12 protein-coding genes and 1 pseudogene are annotated in these 19,423 nt (G+C 35.4%); 7 read left to right on the top strand and 6 right to left on the bottom strand.

The window, feature by feature from the left end; translation table 11 throughout:
- Positions 1-49 precede the first annotated feature (49 nt).
- Positions 50-1,312, top strand: coding sequence for an MFS transporter (locus OPR17_RS04035; RefSeq protein WP_265021244.1), 1,263 nt, complete (start codon positions 50-52; stop codon positions 1,310-1,312).
- A gap of 7 nt (positions 1,313-1,319) precedes the next feature.
- Here OPR17_RS04035 and OPR17_RS04030 read toward each other — a convergent pair whose 3' ends face one another.
- Entirely contained in the window at positions 1,320-2,243 is a 924-nt protein-coding gene (locus tag OPR17_RS04030; RefSeq protein WP_006279888.1) for an RluA family pseudouridine synthase, read from the bottom strand.
- Positions 2,244-2,651: 408 nt separating this feature from the next.
- Positions 2,652-3,632: a pyruvate dehydrogenase (acetyl-transferring) E1 component subunit alpha gene (pdhA, locus tag OPR17_RS04025; protein WP_265021243.1), complete on the bottom strand. Its 981-nt coding sequence runs from the start codon at positions 3,630-3,632 to the stop codon at positions 2,652-2,654.
- Positions 3,633-3,687: 55 nt separating this feature from the next.
- Here pdhA and hemJ point away from each other — a divergent pair, with 55 nt between their 5' ends.
- From hemJ to miaB, 3 genes are all read left to right on the top strand, one after another.
- A complete protein-coding gene (gene hemJ, locus OPR17_RS04020) occupies positions 3,688-4,116 on the top strand; it encodes a protoporphyrinogen oxidase HemJ (RefSeq protein ID WP_265021242.1) in 429 nt (142 codons plus the stop codon).
- A 53-nt stretch (positions 4,117-4,169) separates the two neighbouring features.
- The gene (locus OPR17_RS04015) at positions 4,170-4,358 is read left to right on the top strand and encodes a hypothetical protein (RefSeq protein ID WP_265021241.1); all 189 of its coding nucleotides are present in this window, start codon (positions 4,170-4,172) and stop codon (positions 4,356-4,358) included.
- Positions 4,359-4,640: 282 nt separating this feature from the next.
- Positions 4,641-5,978 carry a tRNA (N6-isopentenyl adenosine(37)-C2)-methylthiotransferase MiaB gene (miaB, locus tag OPR17_RS04010; RefSeq protein WP_265021240.1) on the top strand — a complete coding sequence of 446 codons (1,338 nt, stop codon included), beginning with the start codon at positions 4,641-4,643 and terminating at the stop codon, positions 5,976-5,978.
- 184 nt (positions 5,979-6,162) lie between these two features.
- Here the strand turns inward: miaB and OPR17_RS04005 are convergent, their stop codons facing one another.
- Complete coding sequence (locus tag OPR17_RS04005) at positions 6,163-7,629, bottom strand: peptide MFS transporter (RefSeq protein WP_265021239.1); 1,467 nt, start codon at positions 7,627-7,629, stop codon at positions 6,163-6,165.
- Between the two features lie 176 nt (positions 7,630-7,805).
- Between OPR17_RS04005 and ileS the strand changes: the two genes are divergently transcribed.
- The 3 genes from ileS to OPR17_RS03990 all read left to right on the top strand — a co-directional run bounded on the left by ileS (position 7,806) and on the right by OPR17_RS03990 (position 15,157).
- Complete coding sequence (gene ileS / locus OPR17_RS04000; RefSeq protein WP_265021238.1) at positions 7,806-11,147, top strand: isoleucine--tRNA ligase; 3,342 nt, start codon at positions 7,806-7,808, stop codon at positions 11,145-11,147.
- A gap of 99 nt (positions 11,148-11,246) precedes the next feature.
- Positions 11,247-12,149: a transposase gene (locus OPR17_RS03995; RefSeq protein ID WP_265021237.1), complete on the top strand. Its 903-nt coding sequence runs from the start codon at positions 11,247-11,249 to the stop codon at positions 12,147-12,149.
- Positions 12,150-12,409: 260 nt separating this feature from the next.
- Complete coding sequence (locus OPR17_RS03990; RefSeq protein ID WP_265021236.1) at positions 12,410-15,157, top strand: hypothetical protein; 2,748 nt, start codon at positions 12,410-12,412, stop codon at positions 15,155-15,157.
- Here the strand turns inward: OPR17_RS03990 and pheT are convergent.
- From pheT to OPR17_RS03975, 3 genes and pseudogenes are all read right to left on the bottom strand, one after another.
- Entirely contained in the window at positions 15,148-17,487 is a 2,340-nt protein-coding gene (gene pheT / locus OPR17_RS03985; RefSeq protein ID WP_265021235.1) for a phenylalanine--tRNA ligase subunit beta, read from the bottom strand. The two genes, OPR17_RS03990 and pheT, sit on opposite strands and share 10 nt — an antisense overlap.
- A gap of 110 nt (positions 17,488-17,597) precedes the next feature.
- Positions 17,598-18,461, bottom strand: a pseudogene (locus OPR17_RS03980) (IS982 family transposase); the annotation flags it as partial.
- Positions 18,462-18,551: 90 nt separating this feature from the next.
- Positions 18,552-19,289 carry a WD_0702 family putative metalloprotease gene (locus OPR17_RS03975; protein WP_458694329.1) on the bottom strand — a complete coding sequence of 246 codons (738 nt, stop codon included), beginning with the start codon at positions 19,287-19,289 and terminating at the stop codon, positions 18,552-18,554.
- Positions 19,290-19,423: the final 134 nt, after the last annotated feature.

Genomic DNA, 19,423 nt, shown 5'->3' with positions numbered 1-19,423 from the left:
CAAGGAGCACCGGTTAATGATATATTAGGTTATGTTAAATCGAAAGATTATGACTAATATCCAAAAGGCAATACTATCGGGCATAATCTGCAACATGATTATATGGTATGAATTAACTCTATTTGGAGTTTTAACACATATAATAAGCAATGTTTTTTTTCCTTCAGAAAGCGATTATTTAAGCACAATCAAATTTCTTGGTAGTTTTGCAATTGGATTTGGATTTAGACCACTTGGTGCATTTATTTTTGGTTACATTGGAGATAAATACGGCAGAAGGAAAATTTTGCTGACTTCCGTAATATTAGCTTCGATATCATCTACTGCAATTGCGATTATACCAAGCTTTAAAGAAATAGGAATATTTTCTCCTATACTGCTTCTGCTTTGTAGAATAACACAAGGAATGGCAGCAGGTGGAGAAACAAGTATCAATTCAGCTTTTTTAATAGAGCATTCAAGCGATAAAAAAAATCTAGGCTTTTTAGGTAGCATGAAAGCTTTTAGTGGTGCTCTTGGTTCTATTACATGCTTTGTAATGATAGCTGTTTGCAAAAAGTTTACAGGTGAAAATTATGAAATTTGGGGCTGGAGGTTGCCCTTCTATTTCTGCTTCATTATGGGCATAATAGGCTTTTTAACAAGATATATAATGGAAGAGAGCTTAGCATATAAAGTGCACGATCAAAATAAAAGCTTATCTAATTCTCCATTTTTAGAGTTAATCAGGGACTATAAAAAAGCATTTGTGATAGCAATTGGACTTGGTATTGCTCAAAATGCAATCGTTTATTCAGCAATCATGTTTTACAACATATCTGTAAAAGAATTTACCCTGTCAGGCATCGATATTAAAAATGTAGTAAGAATTATAAGCGAAATTATATTTGGAACATCTGCAGTGTTGTTCGCAACGTTATCTGATAAAGTTGGGAAGAAAAACGTGATGGTTCCTGTGCTAATAGTATTAGCTTGCGCTAGCTTAGCGGCATTTTCGCTACTGTCCTATGATAACCACTATGTTATAACGCCCACTTATTGGCTAATAACCATACCAATAAGTGCATCTTTTGGAATATATAATTCTCTTGCTTGCGAGTTATTTCCAACGAAAGTTAGGTGCACGGGCTTTAGCCTCGCACATAACATATCTGCAGGAATATTTGGTGGCCTTTCTCCATCCATATGCATGTGGCTTATAGAAAAAACCGAAACAAAACTTGCAGCAGGCATTTATCTTACTGCCTGCGCATTAATTAGCCTAATATCTGTGCTTCAAATTAAAGCCAAAGACAGAAAAGTTGATTGGTGAAATCGTTTCAGTCGAAAAATAGCGCTTCAATGGATTTTTCGATGTGTTTAGTGATAGGAGCGGTGATAGTGATTTCTTTATTGTTTGGCAGTTTTAAAGATAAAGAATGCGAATGAAGGTGAATTTTATTTGCTATCCCATCAATAAAAGCTTTTTTACCACCATATTTACCGTCACCAAGAATAGGGCAATTTATATGAGCTAAATGTGCACGTAACTGATGGGTTCTGCCGGTAATTGGTTGTAATTTTAAATAAGCAACATTGTGTTTGGATTTTGCTATAATTGAAAAATGCGTAGTGGCATTCTGAGGTGAATTTTCATCAACGACCACTTTTTCTTGACCTGAAACATATTTTTTCACCAATGGATAGTCTATTGTTCCACTATCCTTGCTCGGTATGCCAGAAGTTAATGCTAAATAAGTTTTTTTTACTCTTCGTCCTTTAAATTCTTCCATAAGGTATCTGGCAACATTAGCGTTGCGTGCGAATATTATCACTCCACTCGTATCTCTATCTAGCCTATGGACAATTTTAAATGTTTCTCCCTCTCTTATTTGGTCAAGCAAATCACTCATGCTAATCTTTACTTTTACGCCACCTTGAACGATGACCCCTGCGGGTTTGTTTATAGCTAGTATATATTCGTCTTCATATAATATGTTCTCTCTTAGTAGATTCACTAACTTTTCATTATATTTGCGATCAGAATTAGCGTTTTCAATATAATTCAAGTGCTTCAGCGTTATAGTTTGCCCAGAATTTACTCTATCACTGGACTTTGCTTTGCAATCATCAACTTTGATTAATCCTTTCCTTAAAGATTTTTCAATTACAGATTGCTTTAAATCAGGAAAGATTCTTCTGATGTACCTATCCAGCCTAACGTTATCGTCTTCTATTAATATGGTTTTTATACTTTGTAGCATTCCATTATTTATAATGAATATCTAGTGAAATGTCAATTATTGGTGTCATTCCAGTGTCAAGCACTGGAATGACACCGAAGGGGCTACTGCCGTCATAAAGGAACCAGTGTCAGCTACTCGGATGACAGGAGAAGGAGACTACTGAGATGACAGCTAGCCTGACAACCGTCATCCCGCTGCTTGTTAGCGGGATCTAGAGATACCGCGAATGAATCGCGGTATGACGGTTCGCGGCGGCATGACGTAGAGCTTGCGTTAGCTATACTTTTATACTCACCAACTCAGCTGGATCCAAGTAGTCAGAGCACTGGGATGACAAAAAAAGGAGGGCACTTGGATGACGGGAGAAGGAGCTATTTGGATGACATCGTTTACTATACAATGTTTGTACAGTTCTGGATAAAAAAATTAGCTAACAAATTTATAAACATCAGTATACAGCTCATCAACGCTTGGTTCTTTACTATTTTTGGCAAAATCTTCCGACTTTTTTACTAAATCACGTATTTCCTTATCAATTACTTTGCACTCTTCTTCTGAAGCCATTTTATTATCTGTCATGTATTTCTTTAAAGTGCTTATAGGGTCATGATTTTGCTTCATATCTTCAACTTCTTCTTTTAAGCGATAAGTAGCAGGATCTGACATTGAGTGACCGCGATATCGATATGTCTTCATTTCAAGCAGGATAGGCCCTTTTCCGCTGCGTGTGTGTTCCGCTGCTTCGCTTGTAGCCTCATAAACAGAGAAAAAATCCATTCCATCAACTTGTTTTCCAGGAATACCAAAACTTTCTCCTCTTTTATATAACTCTGTTACTAAAGTTGATCTTTGCACGGAGGTTCCCATTGCGTATTCATTATTTTCTATGATGTAAACCACAGGTAACTCCCACAAAGATGCCATATTAAACGATTCATATACTTGTCCTTGATTTGCAGCACCGTCGCCAAAATATGTAAATACCACATTATCTTTTTTCTTATATTTATTAGCAAATGCTATTCCTGTGCCAATTGGAACTTGTGCTCCCACTATTCCATGCCCGCCGAAGAATTTTTTTTCAACGTCAAATACGTGCATCGAACCACCTTTACCTTTCGAGCATCCTGTTTCTTTGCCGGTAAGCTCTGCCATTACAACATTTGGATCAGAATCACATGCGAGCATTAAGCCATGGTCTCTATAACTTGTGATAAAAGCGTCACCTAATTTTGATGCAGCTTGAGTTCCAACTGCAACTGCTTCTTGTCCTATTGATAGGTGACAGAACCCGCCTATTAATCCCATCCTATATAATTGTCCTGCTTTTTCCTCAAATCTGCGTATGAGTAGCATTTTCCTGTAGAATCCAATTATCTGTTCTTTAGTGAAATTTTCTGCTTTCATATCGATTTCTTTTTCATTAAACTAACACAATACCAGGAATTTTAAATTTTTGCTAATGAACTATTACCACTGGCTTGAGGCTTTTCACGTTATCTCTGTTATCATGTGGATGGCAGGTATGCTTTATTTACCCAGGCTTTATGTCTACCATGCAACTGTAAAACCGGGATCGGAAAATGATAGCTTGCTTCAAACAATGGAAAAGAGGCTACTTAGATATATCATAAACCCTGCAATGCTTTTCTCACTTGGTCTTGGAATTACACTAATGGTTATTAAGGAAGCATATCGTGAAGGGTGGTTTCATGTAAAAGCATTTGCAATACTTTTGATGTTAATTATTCATATGCTACTTGCAAAATATAGGAAAAATTTTGCAATGGGTTCGAATAAGAAGTTACATATTTATTTTCGCGTTTTAAATGAAGCAGTTACAGTATTGATAATAGTTATAGTTATTATGGTTGTTGTAAAACCTTTTTGACTGACCTTACCAAAAAAAAGCAGAAAGCTCGTATCTGTTCAGATGCATGGCTAATGTACAATACTGAAATAAAAATTCCAGTGCTCCCTTTCTTGTCATCCCAGTGCTTGACACTGGGATCCAGCTTTCTTTACAAATTCACCAAAAGTGCTTCATTCTATAACGCAAAACCCATACTCACCAAACTCAATGCATTACTTGCAATTAAGTTTCCTGGATGCCAGTGTCAAGCACTGGGATGACAAGAAGAGGGCACTGCCATCTTGGATGGAAGCCAGTGTTAGCTACTTGCATGACACCCTGACAACCGTCATCCCGCTACTTGTTAGCGGGATCTAGAGATACCGTGATGGTATGACGTAGGGGTTGCCGAGAACTTGTCATCCCAGTGCTTGACACTGGGATCCAGTTTTTCGTATAATTTTGTCAAAATCTATTGTGCTAGCAAGTTCACTAGCGTCACGCGCTGGTCTGTTAGACATTTACGTGTAGGGTGAAGAAATTTTGAAAAAGACATACCAAATATGAAAGGCCTATATATTAAAACTTACGGCTGTCAGATGAACGTTTATGACTCCGTTTTAATGGAAAATATAATTAAACCTTTGGGGTTCAACGTTGTGAGTGATGCAGGAAAAGCTGATTTGGTGATACTGAACACTTGCCATATTAGAGAGAAGGCAGCAGAAAAACTTTACTCAGAGCTTGGGAAGATTCATTCGTTACGAAAAGAAATGACTATAGTGGTGGCTGGGTGTGTAGCGCAAGCAGAGGGAGAAGAAGTATTCAGAAGGGCTCCATTTGTGGATATTGTTGTTGGTCCGCAGAGTATCGCTACTTTACCGGAGCTGATAGTCAAAGCAAGCAGAAGTAAAGGTCACATAATAAACACTGATTTTCCTGAAGTTGCAAAGTTTGATAAATTGCCAGATGAATGCTATGGCAATAGCCAGGGGTCCTCTGCGTTTCTTGCCATACAAGAAGGTTGTGATAAATTTTGTACGTTTTGTGTGGTGCCCTATACTCGTGGAGCTGAGTATTCACGGCCAGTGAATGAAGTATTTCGTGAAGCATTGAAATTAGTTGCAAATGGGGCAAATGAGATCAATTTGCTTGGTCAGAACGTCAATGCTTACCATGGAGAATGCGAAGGGGAAGTGTGGGATTTAGGAAAATTAATTAGTCATATTGCTAAAATTGAAAAGCTAGAGAGGATTCGTTATACAACTTCTCATCCAAGAGATATGCATGAATCTCTCTACTTGGTACATGCGGAAGAGCCAAAACTCATGCCGTTTGTTCACCTGCCTGTGCAGTCTGGTTCGAATAAAATATTGCGCGTGATGAACAGGAAACACACTGCAGAGGAGTATTTGGAAATAATAGACAGATTTCGCAAATTGAAACCTGAAATCGAATTTTCTTCTGATTTCATCGTTGGTTTTCCTGGAGAAACCGAAAAAGATTTTGAAGAAACTATGAAATTAGTAGAAAAAGTTAGATATGCTCAGGCTTATAGTTTTAAATACAGCCCAAGACCAGGCACACCGGGAGCGGAAAGAAAAGATCAAGTACCAGAAGAGGTTAAAATAGAACGCCTTCTTCGTTTACAGAAATTAATTAGTAAGCAACAACTTGAGTTTAACCAGAGTATGGTAGGCAAAACTATACCTGTTCTATTTAGCGATAAAAAAGGTAAACACCAAGACCAAATTATTGGTAAAAGCCCATATATGCAATCAGTGTGCATTGATGATCCTGAAGATAAATACAGGGACAAAATAGTAAACGTGAAAGTGTTGGAAGCTCGGCAAAATAGCCTATTGGGTGTGCCTTTCACTGATTTTAAGCAGCATATTTAATCTAAGTATAGTCTTGGTTTAGTATCAAAGACCAAGCAAAGAGTATTGAAAAAATGCACATCATAATCCTTTTCAAAAGTTATAAAGTTTAGTTGCTACTTCTGCTTAATACAGTGAAAGTCCGTGAACGATTACAGAATTTAGACTTATGAATAGTAGTAAATCTACCTTAAGCTTACCTATATCAATTTTTTGTACAAGATGAGTTAGTAATAACTTTATGTATAAAATTGAAGAAGAATAAAAATACAATAACGAGCATTAAATTAAATATCCCCACCTTTAAAAAACCCTCTTTATATATTTCTAAAGATTCTAAATAATTTATTTTACCGTTTACTGAAGGAACTGACATAAATTTTGATATTGCAACTCCGGCTAGGTTAGAAAATGCTAACGACATCGTTGTTATACCCATTACTACTCCTTTAAAATTTGGGGGAGCTAGTGCAGTTGATTGTTCTAAAACTAAGGGAGCAATGCATAATTCTCCCAGTCCCATAAAGGAGATAGCAATTATTAAATATAAGTATTCTACTTTACCTTCGCTGTTAGAGTTTAAACATCCTATGTACAGTGTGAAAAAACACATAGCCATTGTCAGAAGGCCAAGGGTAAACATGGAAGTTGCATATTTTTGCTTAAACTTCATGTATGTTCCAAAAAGAAAGCCAAGTATTATAATTGACAAAGGATTTATGGCTTGAGAAACTGAAGCTGGAATTGTTATACCTAATACATTGTTAATAACGTTTCTTTCGGTGAATAAGTTAACCAAAGAGCCAAGCTGCATTTCTAAAGCAAAAAAACACAAGAAAAATACCACAAGAATAGATAATGCCACTAATTTTCGTCTTTGTTCTGCTGATAATTTAGATATTATATAAATAAATATGCCTAGAGCTGTTATTCCAACAAATATGAGCATATTAGTAAAAAATTCACTATGTATAAGCATTTTAGCAATTATTGATGATGACAGAAAGCTTCCTATCAATACTATACCAAAGATTTTAATCCCTAATATGCGCTTATTCATAAGCTCTGGATAAGGAGAAAGGACGCTATCTCCTAAAAGACTCTGAAATTTGAGAAAAAAGATTAGCCCTATAGACATCCCAATGCCAGCTAAACCAAAGCCGTAGTGCCAACCAAATAAGTGGGCTACATAACCACATGAAATAGAAGCCAATATTGCTCCAAGGTTTATACCTACATAAAATAAAGTAAAGCCTCTGCTACGTTCAGGATCGTCTTTGCCATAGCATGAACCAAGTAAGTTAGTTACGTTTCCTTTAAACATACCAGTACCTACGGCTATTAGAGATAAACCTAAATATAATAAACCTGGTTCAAACTCAACCAATGACATGCAGGCATGACCTGCTATCATCACTATCCCTCCAAGCAATACCATGTTGCGGAATCCCATCAACTTATCAGCTAAAAAACCTCCAAGTATTGGTATAGCATAACCTGTTGCAGCAAATAATGAGTAAATAGTAAAGGCCCTCTCATCAGTGAAACCTAAGTGAGAAGTCAAAAATAGGACCAAAAGTGCCCTCATTCCATAGTAAGAGAAACGTTCCCACATTTCAACAAAGCACAACATTTTTAAAAATTGTGGAAACTTATCTGTCTTCTGATCCATAAAATACCCCTAAAGCTTGGGTTAATGTTAAGTAAAACAATAAAAACTGCAAGTAAAACTTAAAAAAAGGTATTGGGAGCTCGGCAGAATAGTTTGTTGGGGTGTGAGCTACGGAAATATTTTTGAATTTGTGATTTTTCAGAAAGCCCTATATTCTTTAGTTTTACATAGCGAACATGAAGTCAAAGCATTATCCTGATACAGTAAGTAGTCCTGATTTTTCATCGTTAGAAAAGGAAATCATAAAATTTTGGCAGGAAAACAAAGTTTTTGAGCGGTCAGTTGAAGAACGTTCCAAGGATAATTGTTTTGTCTTTTACGATGGGCCTCCGTTTGCAAATGGACTTCCGCATTATGGACATTTACTCACTGGTTTCATCAAAGACGCATTTGCAAGATATCAAACTATGCTGCAAAAAAGGGTTGAACGTAGATTTGGCTGGGATTGCCATGGATTGCCGGCTGAGATGGGTGCAGAAAAAGAACTTGGAATATCTGGTAGAACTGAGATAGAGAAGTTTGGTATAGATAAATTTAACGATCATTGCCGTACTTCTGTGATGAAATTTTCATCAGAGTGGGAAAAATATGTCAATAGACAAGCAAGATGGGTAGATTTTCACAATGACTATAAGACCATGGATAAATCATTCATGGAGTCGGTCATGTGGGCATTCAAGCAGCTTTATGATAAGGGTCTGGTGTATGAATCAGTGCGCGTTGTACCATATAGCTGGGCATGCGAAACTCCATTATCCAATTTTGAAACAAGGCTTGATAACGCGTATAGAGAAAAAGTTAGCAAAGCTGTAACTGTTGCATTTGAGCTTTTAGAAAACCCACAGCAATTTAAAAGTGTTAAACGAAAGTGTAAATTACTTGCTTGGACTACAACTCCCTGGACTCTTCCTAGCAATCTGGCATTGGCAATAGGAAAGGATATTGAGTATTGTGCAGTGTCAGTCCACTCTTTGGTGTCATTCCAGCGCGTGACGCTGGAATCTATTTCTGGATCCCAGTGTCTGGGCACTGGGATGACAGGAAGTAGTGAAGGAAGTTCAATGAATGGTGAAATATACATTTTTGCTGAAAGCTACTTAGAGAAATTTATCAGCTACTCTGAACAAAACAATATTCCATATGAAAACTGCAATATAAAACTTAAAGCGAATGATCTTGCAGGTCTTTCTTACAAACCACTGTTTGACTATTTTAAAGACACAAAAAATGCATTTCGCGTTTTTATTGCTGATTATGTGACGGAAGAAGATGGTACTGGCGTTGTGCATACTGCTCCTGGATTTGGTGAGGAAGATTTTTACCTTTGCCAAAGCCATGATATTCCAGTTATTTGTCCAATTGATAACAGTGGAAAATTTACTGCTGAAGTTTCAGATTTGGCAGGGGTCCATGTTTTTGATACCAATGATACAGTAATAAAAAAATTAAAAGAGCAAGGGAATTGGTTTAAAACTGAGCAATATATTCACAATTATCCACACTGCTGGAGAACTGACACTCCTTTGATCTATCGCACTATGCCTTCTTGGTATGTTGCTGTTACAAAATTCAAAAGCAGAATGGTAGAGCTAAATAAGAGAGTTAATTGGATACCAAACCACATTAGAGATGGTCAATTTGGAAAATGGCTTGAAGGGGCACACGACTGGTCAATTTCACGCAATCGATTCTGGGGTACGCCAATCCCTGTATGGAAATCAGATGATGCGAGATATCCAAGAGTAGATGTATATGGTTCAATAGAAGAACTGGAAAGAGATTTTAATGTTAAAATAGACGACTTGCACAGACCATTTATCGATACTTTAACAAGACCAAATCCTGATGACCCAATAGGAAAATCAGTTATGCGCCGTGTACCTGACGTGTTTGACTGCTGGTTTGAATCTGGCTCGATGCCATTTGCGCAAATCCACTATCCGTTTGAAAATAAGGAGTGGTTTGAATCTGCGGATTTTATCACTGAATACATAGCGCAAACCAGGGGGTGGTTTTATACGCTCTTTGTATTGTCCACTGCTTTGTTTGATAGGGAACCATTTAAGAACTGCATATGCCACGGTGTTGTTTTGGATGTAAAAGGGCAAAAATTGTCCAAACGTTTGAATAACTATGCAGATCCAATGGAGGTTTTTGATAGATACGGTTCTGATGCACTGCGTTTTCTTATGCTTTCTGGATCTATTGTTTGTGGTGGTAATTTGCTACTCGATAAAGAAGGAAACTCAATACGAGATGTTCTGAAAAACGTAATAAAACCTATTTGGAACAGTTATCACTTTTTTACTATGTATGCAAATGCAGATAGAATTAAAGCTGAAGTTTGTAAGGATTATCAAAGTACTATTGATCGCTACATGATTTCCAAATGTTTTGAAGCTGTAGAAAGTATCCAAGCTTCTATGAACAGCTATAGCTCCCAAGAGGCTTGCAAAATTCTGATAGATTTTTTTGAAGTGCTGAATAACTGGTATATTCGTCGCAGTCGCGAGCGTTTTTGGAAAGGTGATTTGGATCAGGATAAAACTGATGCTTATAATGTTCTATATACAGTTTTTTATTACATACTAAGAGCTGCAGCTCCTTTGTTGCCACTTATAACAGAGAATATATGGCAAGGGCTTAAGTATGAAGAAACATCTGTTCATTTGGCTAATTTTCCACAATTAGAGAAGTTTGATAGTCAGCTCATTGCCAAGATGGATTTAGTGAGAGAGATATGCAACTCTGCGCTCTCTATTAGAAACACTTTTAACATACGTATCAGACAACCACTTAGTAGTATGACGATTTATCATCAGTCTTCCTGTAGTTTTCTTGAAGGTGAACCGCTTTCTGTCATCTCAGAGTTCTCTCCTGTTATCCAAGTAGCTGACACTGGGATCCAGTGTGCTGCAGATTCAAATGAGTACCAGGAGATGATAAAAGATGAGGTGAATGTAAAAAGCTTGGAATTAGTAAACAGACTTGAAGGTATTGCATCACTAGAGTTAAAGCTAAATTTCCCACTGCTTGGGAAAAGAATTCCAGACAAAATCAAGAAGCTAGTTCAATATGTCAAGGAGGGAAAATGGAAGCAAGTTGAGAATGAGCAGATATTTCTAGGAGACGAATCAGAGAACTATATTATAGAAAAAGGCGAATATGAACTATTGTTAAAAGCAAACAGTGAATATTCCTCTGTATTTGATAACAATAAAGGGATTGTCATTCTAAATACTGAACTAAATGATGAATTAATTCTAGAAGGGCTAGCGAGAGATGCCGTGAGGCTTATTCAAGAAACCAGAAAACAAGCTGATTTTCATGTATCAAATAGAATCAGAGTAATAATCAAAACAGAAGATGAGAAAATTAAGGAAGCAATAAATACGTGGAGTGAATATATAAAAGAGCAAACTCTAGCCTTATCTTTAGAGGTTAATATAGAAATTGGAATCAACTTTTACTCTAAAGAATACCAAGATTCAATTGTTGGTATTAAGTTAGATTGTTGATAGTTGCAAATTGTTAGCATTTGTGCTATACTTAGGGTAATTGGGCATAAGTGTTGAAAGTAACACAAAAAAGACATAAAGAACTATTATTGCAAGAAAATGGAGGCAATAATGGATCAAATAGAAAGAGTACTAAATTTAATAAAAGATGAGGATTTAGAAAGGCTAGGAAAATTAAGTGAAGTAGATAAATGTAATACTAAATTGTTGGGCAAGATTATATTTAAAGGTCTAATGAAGTTAATATTAATGGGGCAAAAAACAAGCCTAAGAGCGCTAGAAATGGTAATAGACAGGTGTATAATGGATAAGAATAGCGATAAAAGTACAGTAACATACAGTGGTTTGTCAAAAAGGTTAAAAGTTATAAATCCAGAATATTTTAAGGGAGTATATATTGATTTGATGAGCAAGATTAAAAAGCTATTACCCCAAAAAACATCAAATAACTTACATAAGTTTGATTCGACGATCATAAATTTATCGGGATATCTCATAAAAGATGGGCTAAAAATAGGCGGTAAAAGTAACGACAGTCAAGTTAAAGTGAGTGTAGGATTAAAGGATCAATTGCCGACAAGTATAAGATTTTGTAAAGGACAAGAAGAAAGTAGTGAAGATATGGCATTAGTGAGAGCAATTAATGAAGCTAAAGTTGAAAAAGAGGATATTTTATTATTTGATAGAGGAATCAGAAAAGTTGGAACTTTTGCCGAATTTGATGAAAAGGAGTACAAATTTATCACAAGAGTTAAAGTAGGAAGAAAACATGATGTTATAAGCAGGAACAAAGTTATAAGAGAACAAAAATCGGATGGATCAGAGATTTTAGAAGATATAATAGTTAATCTTTATCGTGCACGAGGTAAAGTGGCAGAAAAGCATGATCTACGGCTAATAAAAATCAGAAATAAAATTGGAGATGAAATATGGTTTTTGACAAACTTGTTTGAAATGCCAGCTTATGAAGTAACAGAGCTATATAGGCGCAGATGGATATAGAAGTGTTCTTTAAATTTATAAAGCAAAATCTTGGATATAAGCACTTTTTAAGCCATACTATGAATGGCATGAAGGTGTATATTTACATGATTATTATTACGGCTTTGTTATTTCTTGTTTATAAAATCAAAAATAATCTACATGGGTTCAAAATAGCATTACTGCAATTCACAGAGGTAATTTACATGCCGTTGATCATCTCATATCACGTTATTTTTGATACTTTCAACACTTATGGGTAATTGGGGTAAGGTTGTGGTATGTATGCTGTTGTAGATTGTGAGGAAGTTGTTAATTTGAATAACAACAGTGATGATTTAGGTAAAGTAGAATTTATTTCCAATGTTACTTTGGAAGAGGAAGAGTCTTTTGATGCTATGGAAGCTGTTTCTAATGTAGAAGAAGGGAATGATTTAGGTCTTGCTACTTCAGAAGAGGAAGAAGAATTTTTTGATGCTGTGGAAGAACAAGAGCCGTTAGCTAATTTTAACGTTCCACTCAGTATATTTCATTATAAAGATTATAACTCTGATTTTTTTACTTCTTGGTATAATATATCAAGTAGAATATTTAAAGAGGTAAATCGAGCTTGCCCGGAGAAGAAAGTATTAAATTTAGCTCTATCAGTTTTAATGTTTCCTTATATAGTTTTCACTGCGTTAGGATTAGCCGTATATAATAAATTAAAAACAAATGATAAGACACAAATCAGTTCAGAGGAGAATAAAACAAAAGAAAGTGAAGTAAGTGAAAGTACAGCAAAAAGATTGGTATATGGTGTTCTTGCTGCAATAGTGATTCTTGTTAATATCGCTGTGCTTGCAGCATTACTTATTCCTGCAACACTCGCTTTGGCTACTTTTTATCTTTTAAATAAAAAATTATCTCATTTTTTGATTGCTGCTATTAAAATAAGTAATGGGTTATGTCAAAATGAACACCAAAATATTGAGGTGTCTTTTCATAAGATAGAGGCTATTGAAGCAGACATTAAGTGGAATATGGAAGTTAAGTTTCCACCGCAATTTAAACAACTACTTAGAGATTTATGCGAAGATAAAGATGGTAGTTGGTTTAATGTTGCACGTGATTCAGAACATAATACCATACTGAAATTATCAGCTAATATCCACTTAAAAAATGGTCTTAAGCCTTTACGTAATGAGATCAAGAATGTGCTTGCAACTTCTATTCAAGAATTTGCGAAGACTATGGAAGAACTGATAAAGCTAGAAAAGAAAGAGATTACATATGATAAATTGAAGGAATTGTTGGACGAATTCAGGTTAAAAGTGGTAAGTAGCATAGATTTTAAGTTGACAACTCACTTAATATACAACGCCTATCAAGTTGCCTTTATACAAGCAATTAGGTTTCAGCTGGATAGACGGAAAGAAGGTTTTTCACTGGAAGATGAGATAAAAAATTCTTTAGTGAGACAGGAATTAGAGAGTCAAGGTAAGGAATTACCAGGTGAGAAAAAAGTGATAATAAGAGATCTGAAAAAAGCAGGAGCAAAAGTACCGGATGTTTTAGATGATAGTGAGCTTCCTATATTTAAAGCAGAATGGAAGCGGCTTAAAGAAGAAGGGAAGATAGCTAAGAGAACAATTATTGATGTTTATAAATATATACATAGTAGAGAAACAGAGACAGCTCTAGGTAATGCTAAAGAAGAGATTAATCTTTTAAAAAAAGAAGGACAAAAAAAATATATTAGGATACATGAAAAATTGAAAGAAATATATGGAGATGTAAAAAAGAATAATTTAGCAGGTGATGTTTTAAGAAGAAGGTTAGAAGGTCTTTTTAAGTTCGAGTATGATGATCAAGAAGTTGAGCAAAGGCTAGTAAAATCAGTAATGAAAAAAGCCAAGGGTGAGTTAGGCCTATTAGGCATGCTCAGCTTAATAGACCAGTTTTGGGATTTAGAAAAGGAGATAAAAGGTTCTTTGAGTGAGAACTTAAAAGAAGCTTCAGATAAAGTAAATGCTTTTGTAGCAAAGATATATTTAGAAATAACGAAATGCAAAATACAAAATGTACTCAAAGGCCAAGCAAAGGGTATAGAGGATTCATGTAAGCTGTTAGAGGAAAAGGAGCCGGATTTAGTACAGAGGATTAATGCGCACCGAGCGGAAATTGCAGAATGCTTAGAGCAACCTATATCGTTAAGGAAAGTAATAGAAGAAAATGAGGATTTAAACAAATATTTAGAAGGTGAGCGAAATAGGAAAGGAGAACAGCATCCAAGTACAAAATTAATAGAGAAGCATTTGAAAAATAACCAAGAAATTCTCAAAGCATTAAAACAGTTAGAATTAGAAGAAAAAGGATTGTTGATAAATGAAGAAACAAAAAATGATTATATAGAAGAACTAGAATCTCGCGAAAAAATAAAGTTTGCAATAATAGAGGATGATTTACTGAAGGAGTTCGAGCGTGAAACTTTTAACGAAGAAGCAGTTAAGAAGTTGTTAGAGGAAGCGGAACTTGAATACTATTTGGCAGAAAAATGGATAAAAAGTCCTGTGATAAAAACAAAAAATAATATCAAGCACTTTTATCAAGGTTTATTGTCTCCTTTGATAGATAATTTGACAAAAGATATAATAAATAATATACTAGGAAATAGTGAAGGTTGTATACAGAAAGTTAAGAACTGGAGTAAAGTTATGTTTGGTGCAATAAAGATTGGAGCATCAAATGCTTATAAAGAGACTACAGAGAGAAAAGCGTTAAATGTGGCACATAATACTTATAAAGAAGGAGAGACATTTCTTCAATGTTTTCAGTCAAATTATGAAGGTGTTGGAGCCTTTTTAGGTAATTTATTTTCTGATGATGGGGTAACATTTAAAAATGATGTGTGGCCTAAAATAGAAGAGTATTTGCATGGAATGTGGGATAGATTTTTCAAGGATATTGAATTCAATATTGGAAATAAATTGGATGAAGTAAGTGTGACACAGCAACGGCAGGAAACTATGATTGTGACTCAACGATAAGTTCTCAAAGTTCCTCCGGTATTTTCACATACTAAATTAACTATAGCACTTGATTCTTTTTGGATCTCTTTTTCAGTTAAAGTGTGGATTGGAGAGCAAAAAGTAACTGACAACGCTATAGACATCTTATTCGGTTCTATATTATTTCCATGGTATACATCGAATATCAAAACTTCTGTGATGAGCTCTGAGCTTTTTTTTATCACATTGATTATGTTACCTACTTCCACATCCTTATTTACTATAAATGCAAAATCACGTTTTACACTTTGGTATTTATAATCGATAAATTTCTTTCTACTTACAGGTAAATTTTCAATATTTTCTAGTATTACCTCAAAACCTACAACTTTTTGCTTGATATCAAAAAGATCTAATATATTAGGATGCAACTCTCCAAAATAACCTGCTACTTTATTCTTAAAAGAGAGAGTGCCTGACTTTCCTGGGTGGTAATGTTCTTTTTCTGCTTTCTCTATCGTTAAATTATCACAATTAACGTTAAAAAACTCCAAAGCTGCTATGCAATCAGCCTTTGCGTCAAAAACATCTACTTTCCTATCAGTATTATAATGGTTTCGCGGTAAATTATTTCCTGACCTAATTCCACTTAAAACATACTTAGACTGAGCTTCACCATCGTAAATCGGCCCAATTTCGAAGATTGCAAGATCAGGTACTCCATGGGCAATATTATCAACAGTGACTTGCAATAAATTTGGCATAATACTTGGTCTCATTATATTAAAGTTATTGTTAAACGGATTATCGATGATAAATAACTTATTCGAGTAACCAAATTTTTCAGCTGTTGATTCACTCATAAACGACCAGGTTAGCACTTCATGAAACCCTCTGTTTGTCATCAAAATACGCAAATCGTCGTATGTACTATCTACTTCTTCAACATTATTTGGTAGTGGTTCTTCTTTTATTTTGTCATAGCCGTATATTCTTGTTACTTCTTCGATTAGGTCAGCAGGTATAGTCACGTCCGGTCTCCAGCTTGGTACTTGTACATTCCAATTGCCTTCGGTTTTTTTATCAATACTAAACCCTAGTTTCGTTAAGATATCAAGCACCTCATCAGGCGATACAGACACACTTCCAAACTTGTTCACATCCTGATAATCAAAGTTCACCTTGGTGTCAGCATTATCTAAGCTGCCGGCAGACACTACGCTTGAGGCTTCTCCACCACATAAGTCCAAAATCATTTTAGCTGCAAGATTAAGTCCATCAAAAGTAAATCCAGGATCAACTGAACGTGCAAATCTGTAACTAGCGTCTGTGGAGATGCTCAGCTCCCTTGAGGATTTAGCAATAGAGATTGGATCGAGCAAAGCTAATTCCAAAAAAATATTGGTAGTTTCAAAAGTACATTCACTGCACTTACCACCTATAATTCCAGCAATTCCATGAATATTTTTATCACCTGCAATAACGCTTATGTCTTTGTTTAATAAGTATTCTTTACCGTTCAAACCAGCAAATTTTTCTCCGTCGTTTGCTTTGCGTACTACAAGCTCTCCTTCTATTTTTTTTGCATCATACGCGTGCATTGGGTGGCTGAAAGATATCATAATATAGTTCGTGATATCAACTATTGCGGAAATGGAGCGCATTCCTATCGATTCCAGCCTATCTTTTAACCATTTTGGGCTTTCTTGATTTTTTACATTAGCAATGTATATTCCACTAATGAAACTTTCCCCGTCAGTAACTTCAACATCGATTGGTGAATTTATGGAGCTGGTAAGTTGTGGAATGCTTAAAGTCTTTAATGTTCCAATTCCAGTTGCAGCAAGGTCGCGAGCTATTCCATAAATGCCTAAGCAATCTCCACGGTTTGGAGTAACATTTATATCAATTACAGGGTCACAATTGAAAAATTTATCCCCTACTTTATAATCATCAGAAAGCTCGATTATTCCTTCACTTTCTTCTTGAGTAAGTGCAAGTTCAGAAGCAGAGCAGAGCATCCCTCCACTTAGCACTCCTCGTATTTTTGTGGGCTTGATTGTGAAATCACTTTCTGGCAATGTGCTACCAAGAGATGCAAGCACAGTTTTCATACCTTCTCTAACATTGTTTGCTCCGCAAACTATTTGTAGAATTTTACTCCCATCATTTACTTTACATAATTTTAATTTATCGGCATTTGGATGAGGTACGACTTCTAATACCTCTGCAACGATAAACCCAGTTAATCTGGAATTATCGATTACATCTTCTACTTCTAACCCTATGTGAGTTAATTTATCGGTAATTTCTTCTAAACTAGCATTGGTTTCTAAGTGTTCTAATAACCAAGATAATGTGAATTTCATGAACCTTTAAAGAAATAAAAGAGTTATTGTAATATAAAATGTAGTGCTTTTAAAGTTTGTTGTAGTGGAATAAAAGGTAACTTCTGTATCACAAACGCGAATTCTGGATTAAGGAAGGAAGTATAGGAAATAGAAGGCTTTTTGGATTTGATGGAATAGGAGATGAGAGTAGAAAAGATATGAACCAAGAAATCAACAGGGGATCTATGGCGAGTGTGTTCAATTTCTAGTCTATTTTTTAGGTAACCAAAAACAGTCTCAATGATAGACCTTTTTCTCAGTAAAATCTTCTCATTTAGCGAAATTAATGTATTTTTCATACCTTTTTTCACCTTGGTAACAAGTTTCAAACCTCGGTCAAACAGCTTCTGAAAAAGCTCTTTTGCAATATAACCTTTGTCACCAAACAAAAGGCCGGTTAATTTTTCCGTCAAATTTGGCACAGGTATCCTATCATCAACATTGCCTTTTGTTAGCGTAAGTGCATGAATTTCACCATTTTCATTGATTACCATATGTAATTTGAAACCAAAAAACCAGCCGTAAGTACTCTTGCTTAATTTTGCAATTCCAGCAAAAACTTTGTTTTTGGATATTCTTTTTGCATGACAAACTGCAATGGGAGTTGTGTCTATATATGAAATTCCAGTGTTTTCTGACTGTCCACAAAGCCAATGCAACAACATTGCTAAATGCCACAAAACCCTAGGCTTTAGAGCAACAAACCTGGTATATGAAGGCAACTTTGGAAACTCTGATTTGTAGAGCAACGTTAGGTAATGTAGATAGAAAGTTTTGAAATTTTTACACGGAGATTGTTGATATAGCAGGATTATTGTCATGATTTCAGAGTGCTCAATTTCCGTTGTTCTTGTGGGTTTTTTACCATTTGGCAGTAGTTTGCCTGCAAAATTTTTCTCTATATCTCTGCAAAAATCATCGACCAAACAAAACAGTTTTGTTATATCTTCCATGGGTAACCTCATCTATTTTTTTATAACTGCTGAGTTTACCCTGTTTTCTGCCTTTTCTATTCTCCTTTAATCCAGAATTCGCGTTATAAGCTAATCATCATCTCCAAATATAGAGCTAATTTTTTTGCCCCCAGGAGAAAATTTATTAGTCCAACTGCTTTGCACTTTGGTTACGTCTTTAGTGGCAGTTTTATTGCTGTATTCCTTGATTTCCTTATCTATTCTCTCCATCATTTGTGGATCAAGGTAGCTCTTTTTCCATTGGTCAGTAGCAAGAAAAACTTTGTTTAAATCTTGAGTGCGGATTAAGTATTCTTTGTCTTTAGGGTAAACTTCCTGCACCCAAGCAAATAGCTCAAAGTAGCGTGCAAATAATTCAGATGCGCGTGATTTTGCAGTTTGATAAGCCTGTATCTCCTTAAATATGACTTGGCCGATAATTTTCTGTACAAGAATATTTGACTGCTTTAAGTTCTGCTCAATATCTTGATAAACTTTATGGAGAAATTCCTGTTCTAAACTTAAGTTCAGTTCATTTTCAACCATATGTGAAAGTTCATGCACTATAATGTATGGGTTTGACCTTCTTAGCACAATAACATATCTATTTACACCGGAAGACCTGATTGTCTTACACACTCCCTCTTCCATATCCACTAATCCCTCTTGGTATATTTCAAATGAGAGCCTATTTTGCTTTATTAGTGACAAAGTGAGGTTTAATGTGTTTCTAAACTTCTCAAATTGATAGAGATATTTGACATACCGTATTGCATTTTCACTACTTCCTACTCCCGTTGCTTGTTTTATTAAATTCCTGATTAGCATACCTTATTATTAAAGGAATTTTTTTTATACTCAAGAATTGATTGGCTACAAAGTGTTTTTAGGAAGCCTGATTGCATAGCTAAAGTAATTCATGTTTACTGATAACCGTCATACCGCTGCTTGTCAGCGGGATC

The sequence above is a fragment of the Wolbachia endosymbiont (group A) of Icerya purchasi genome (assembly GCF_947251635.1).
GTDB classification, from domain to species: domain Bacteria; phylum Pseudomonadota; class Alphaproteobacteria; order Rickettsiales; family Anaplasmataceae; genus Wolbachia; species Wolbachia pipientis.
Note: the sequence above shows the minus strand (reverse complement) of the source record. Positions and strands in the feature narration are given on the sequence as shown.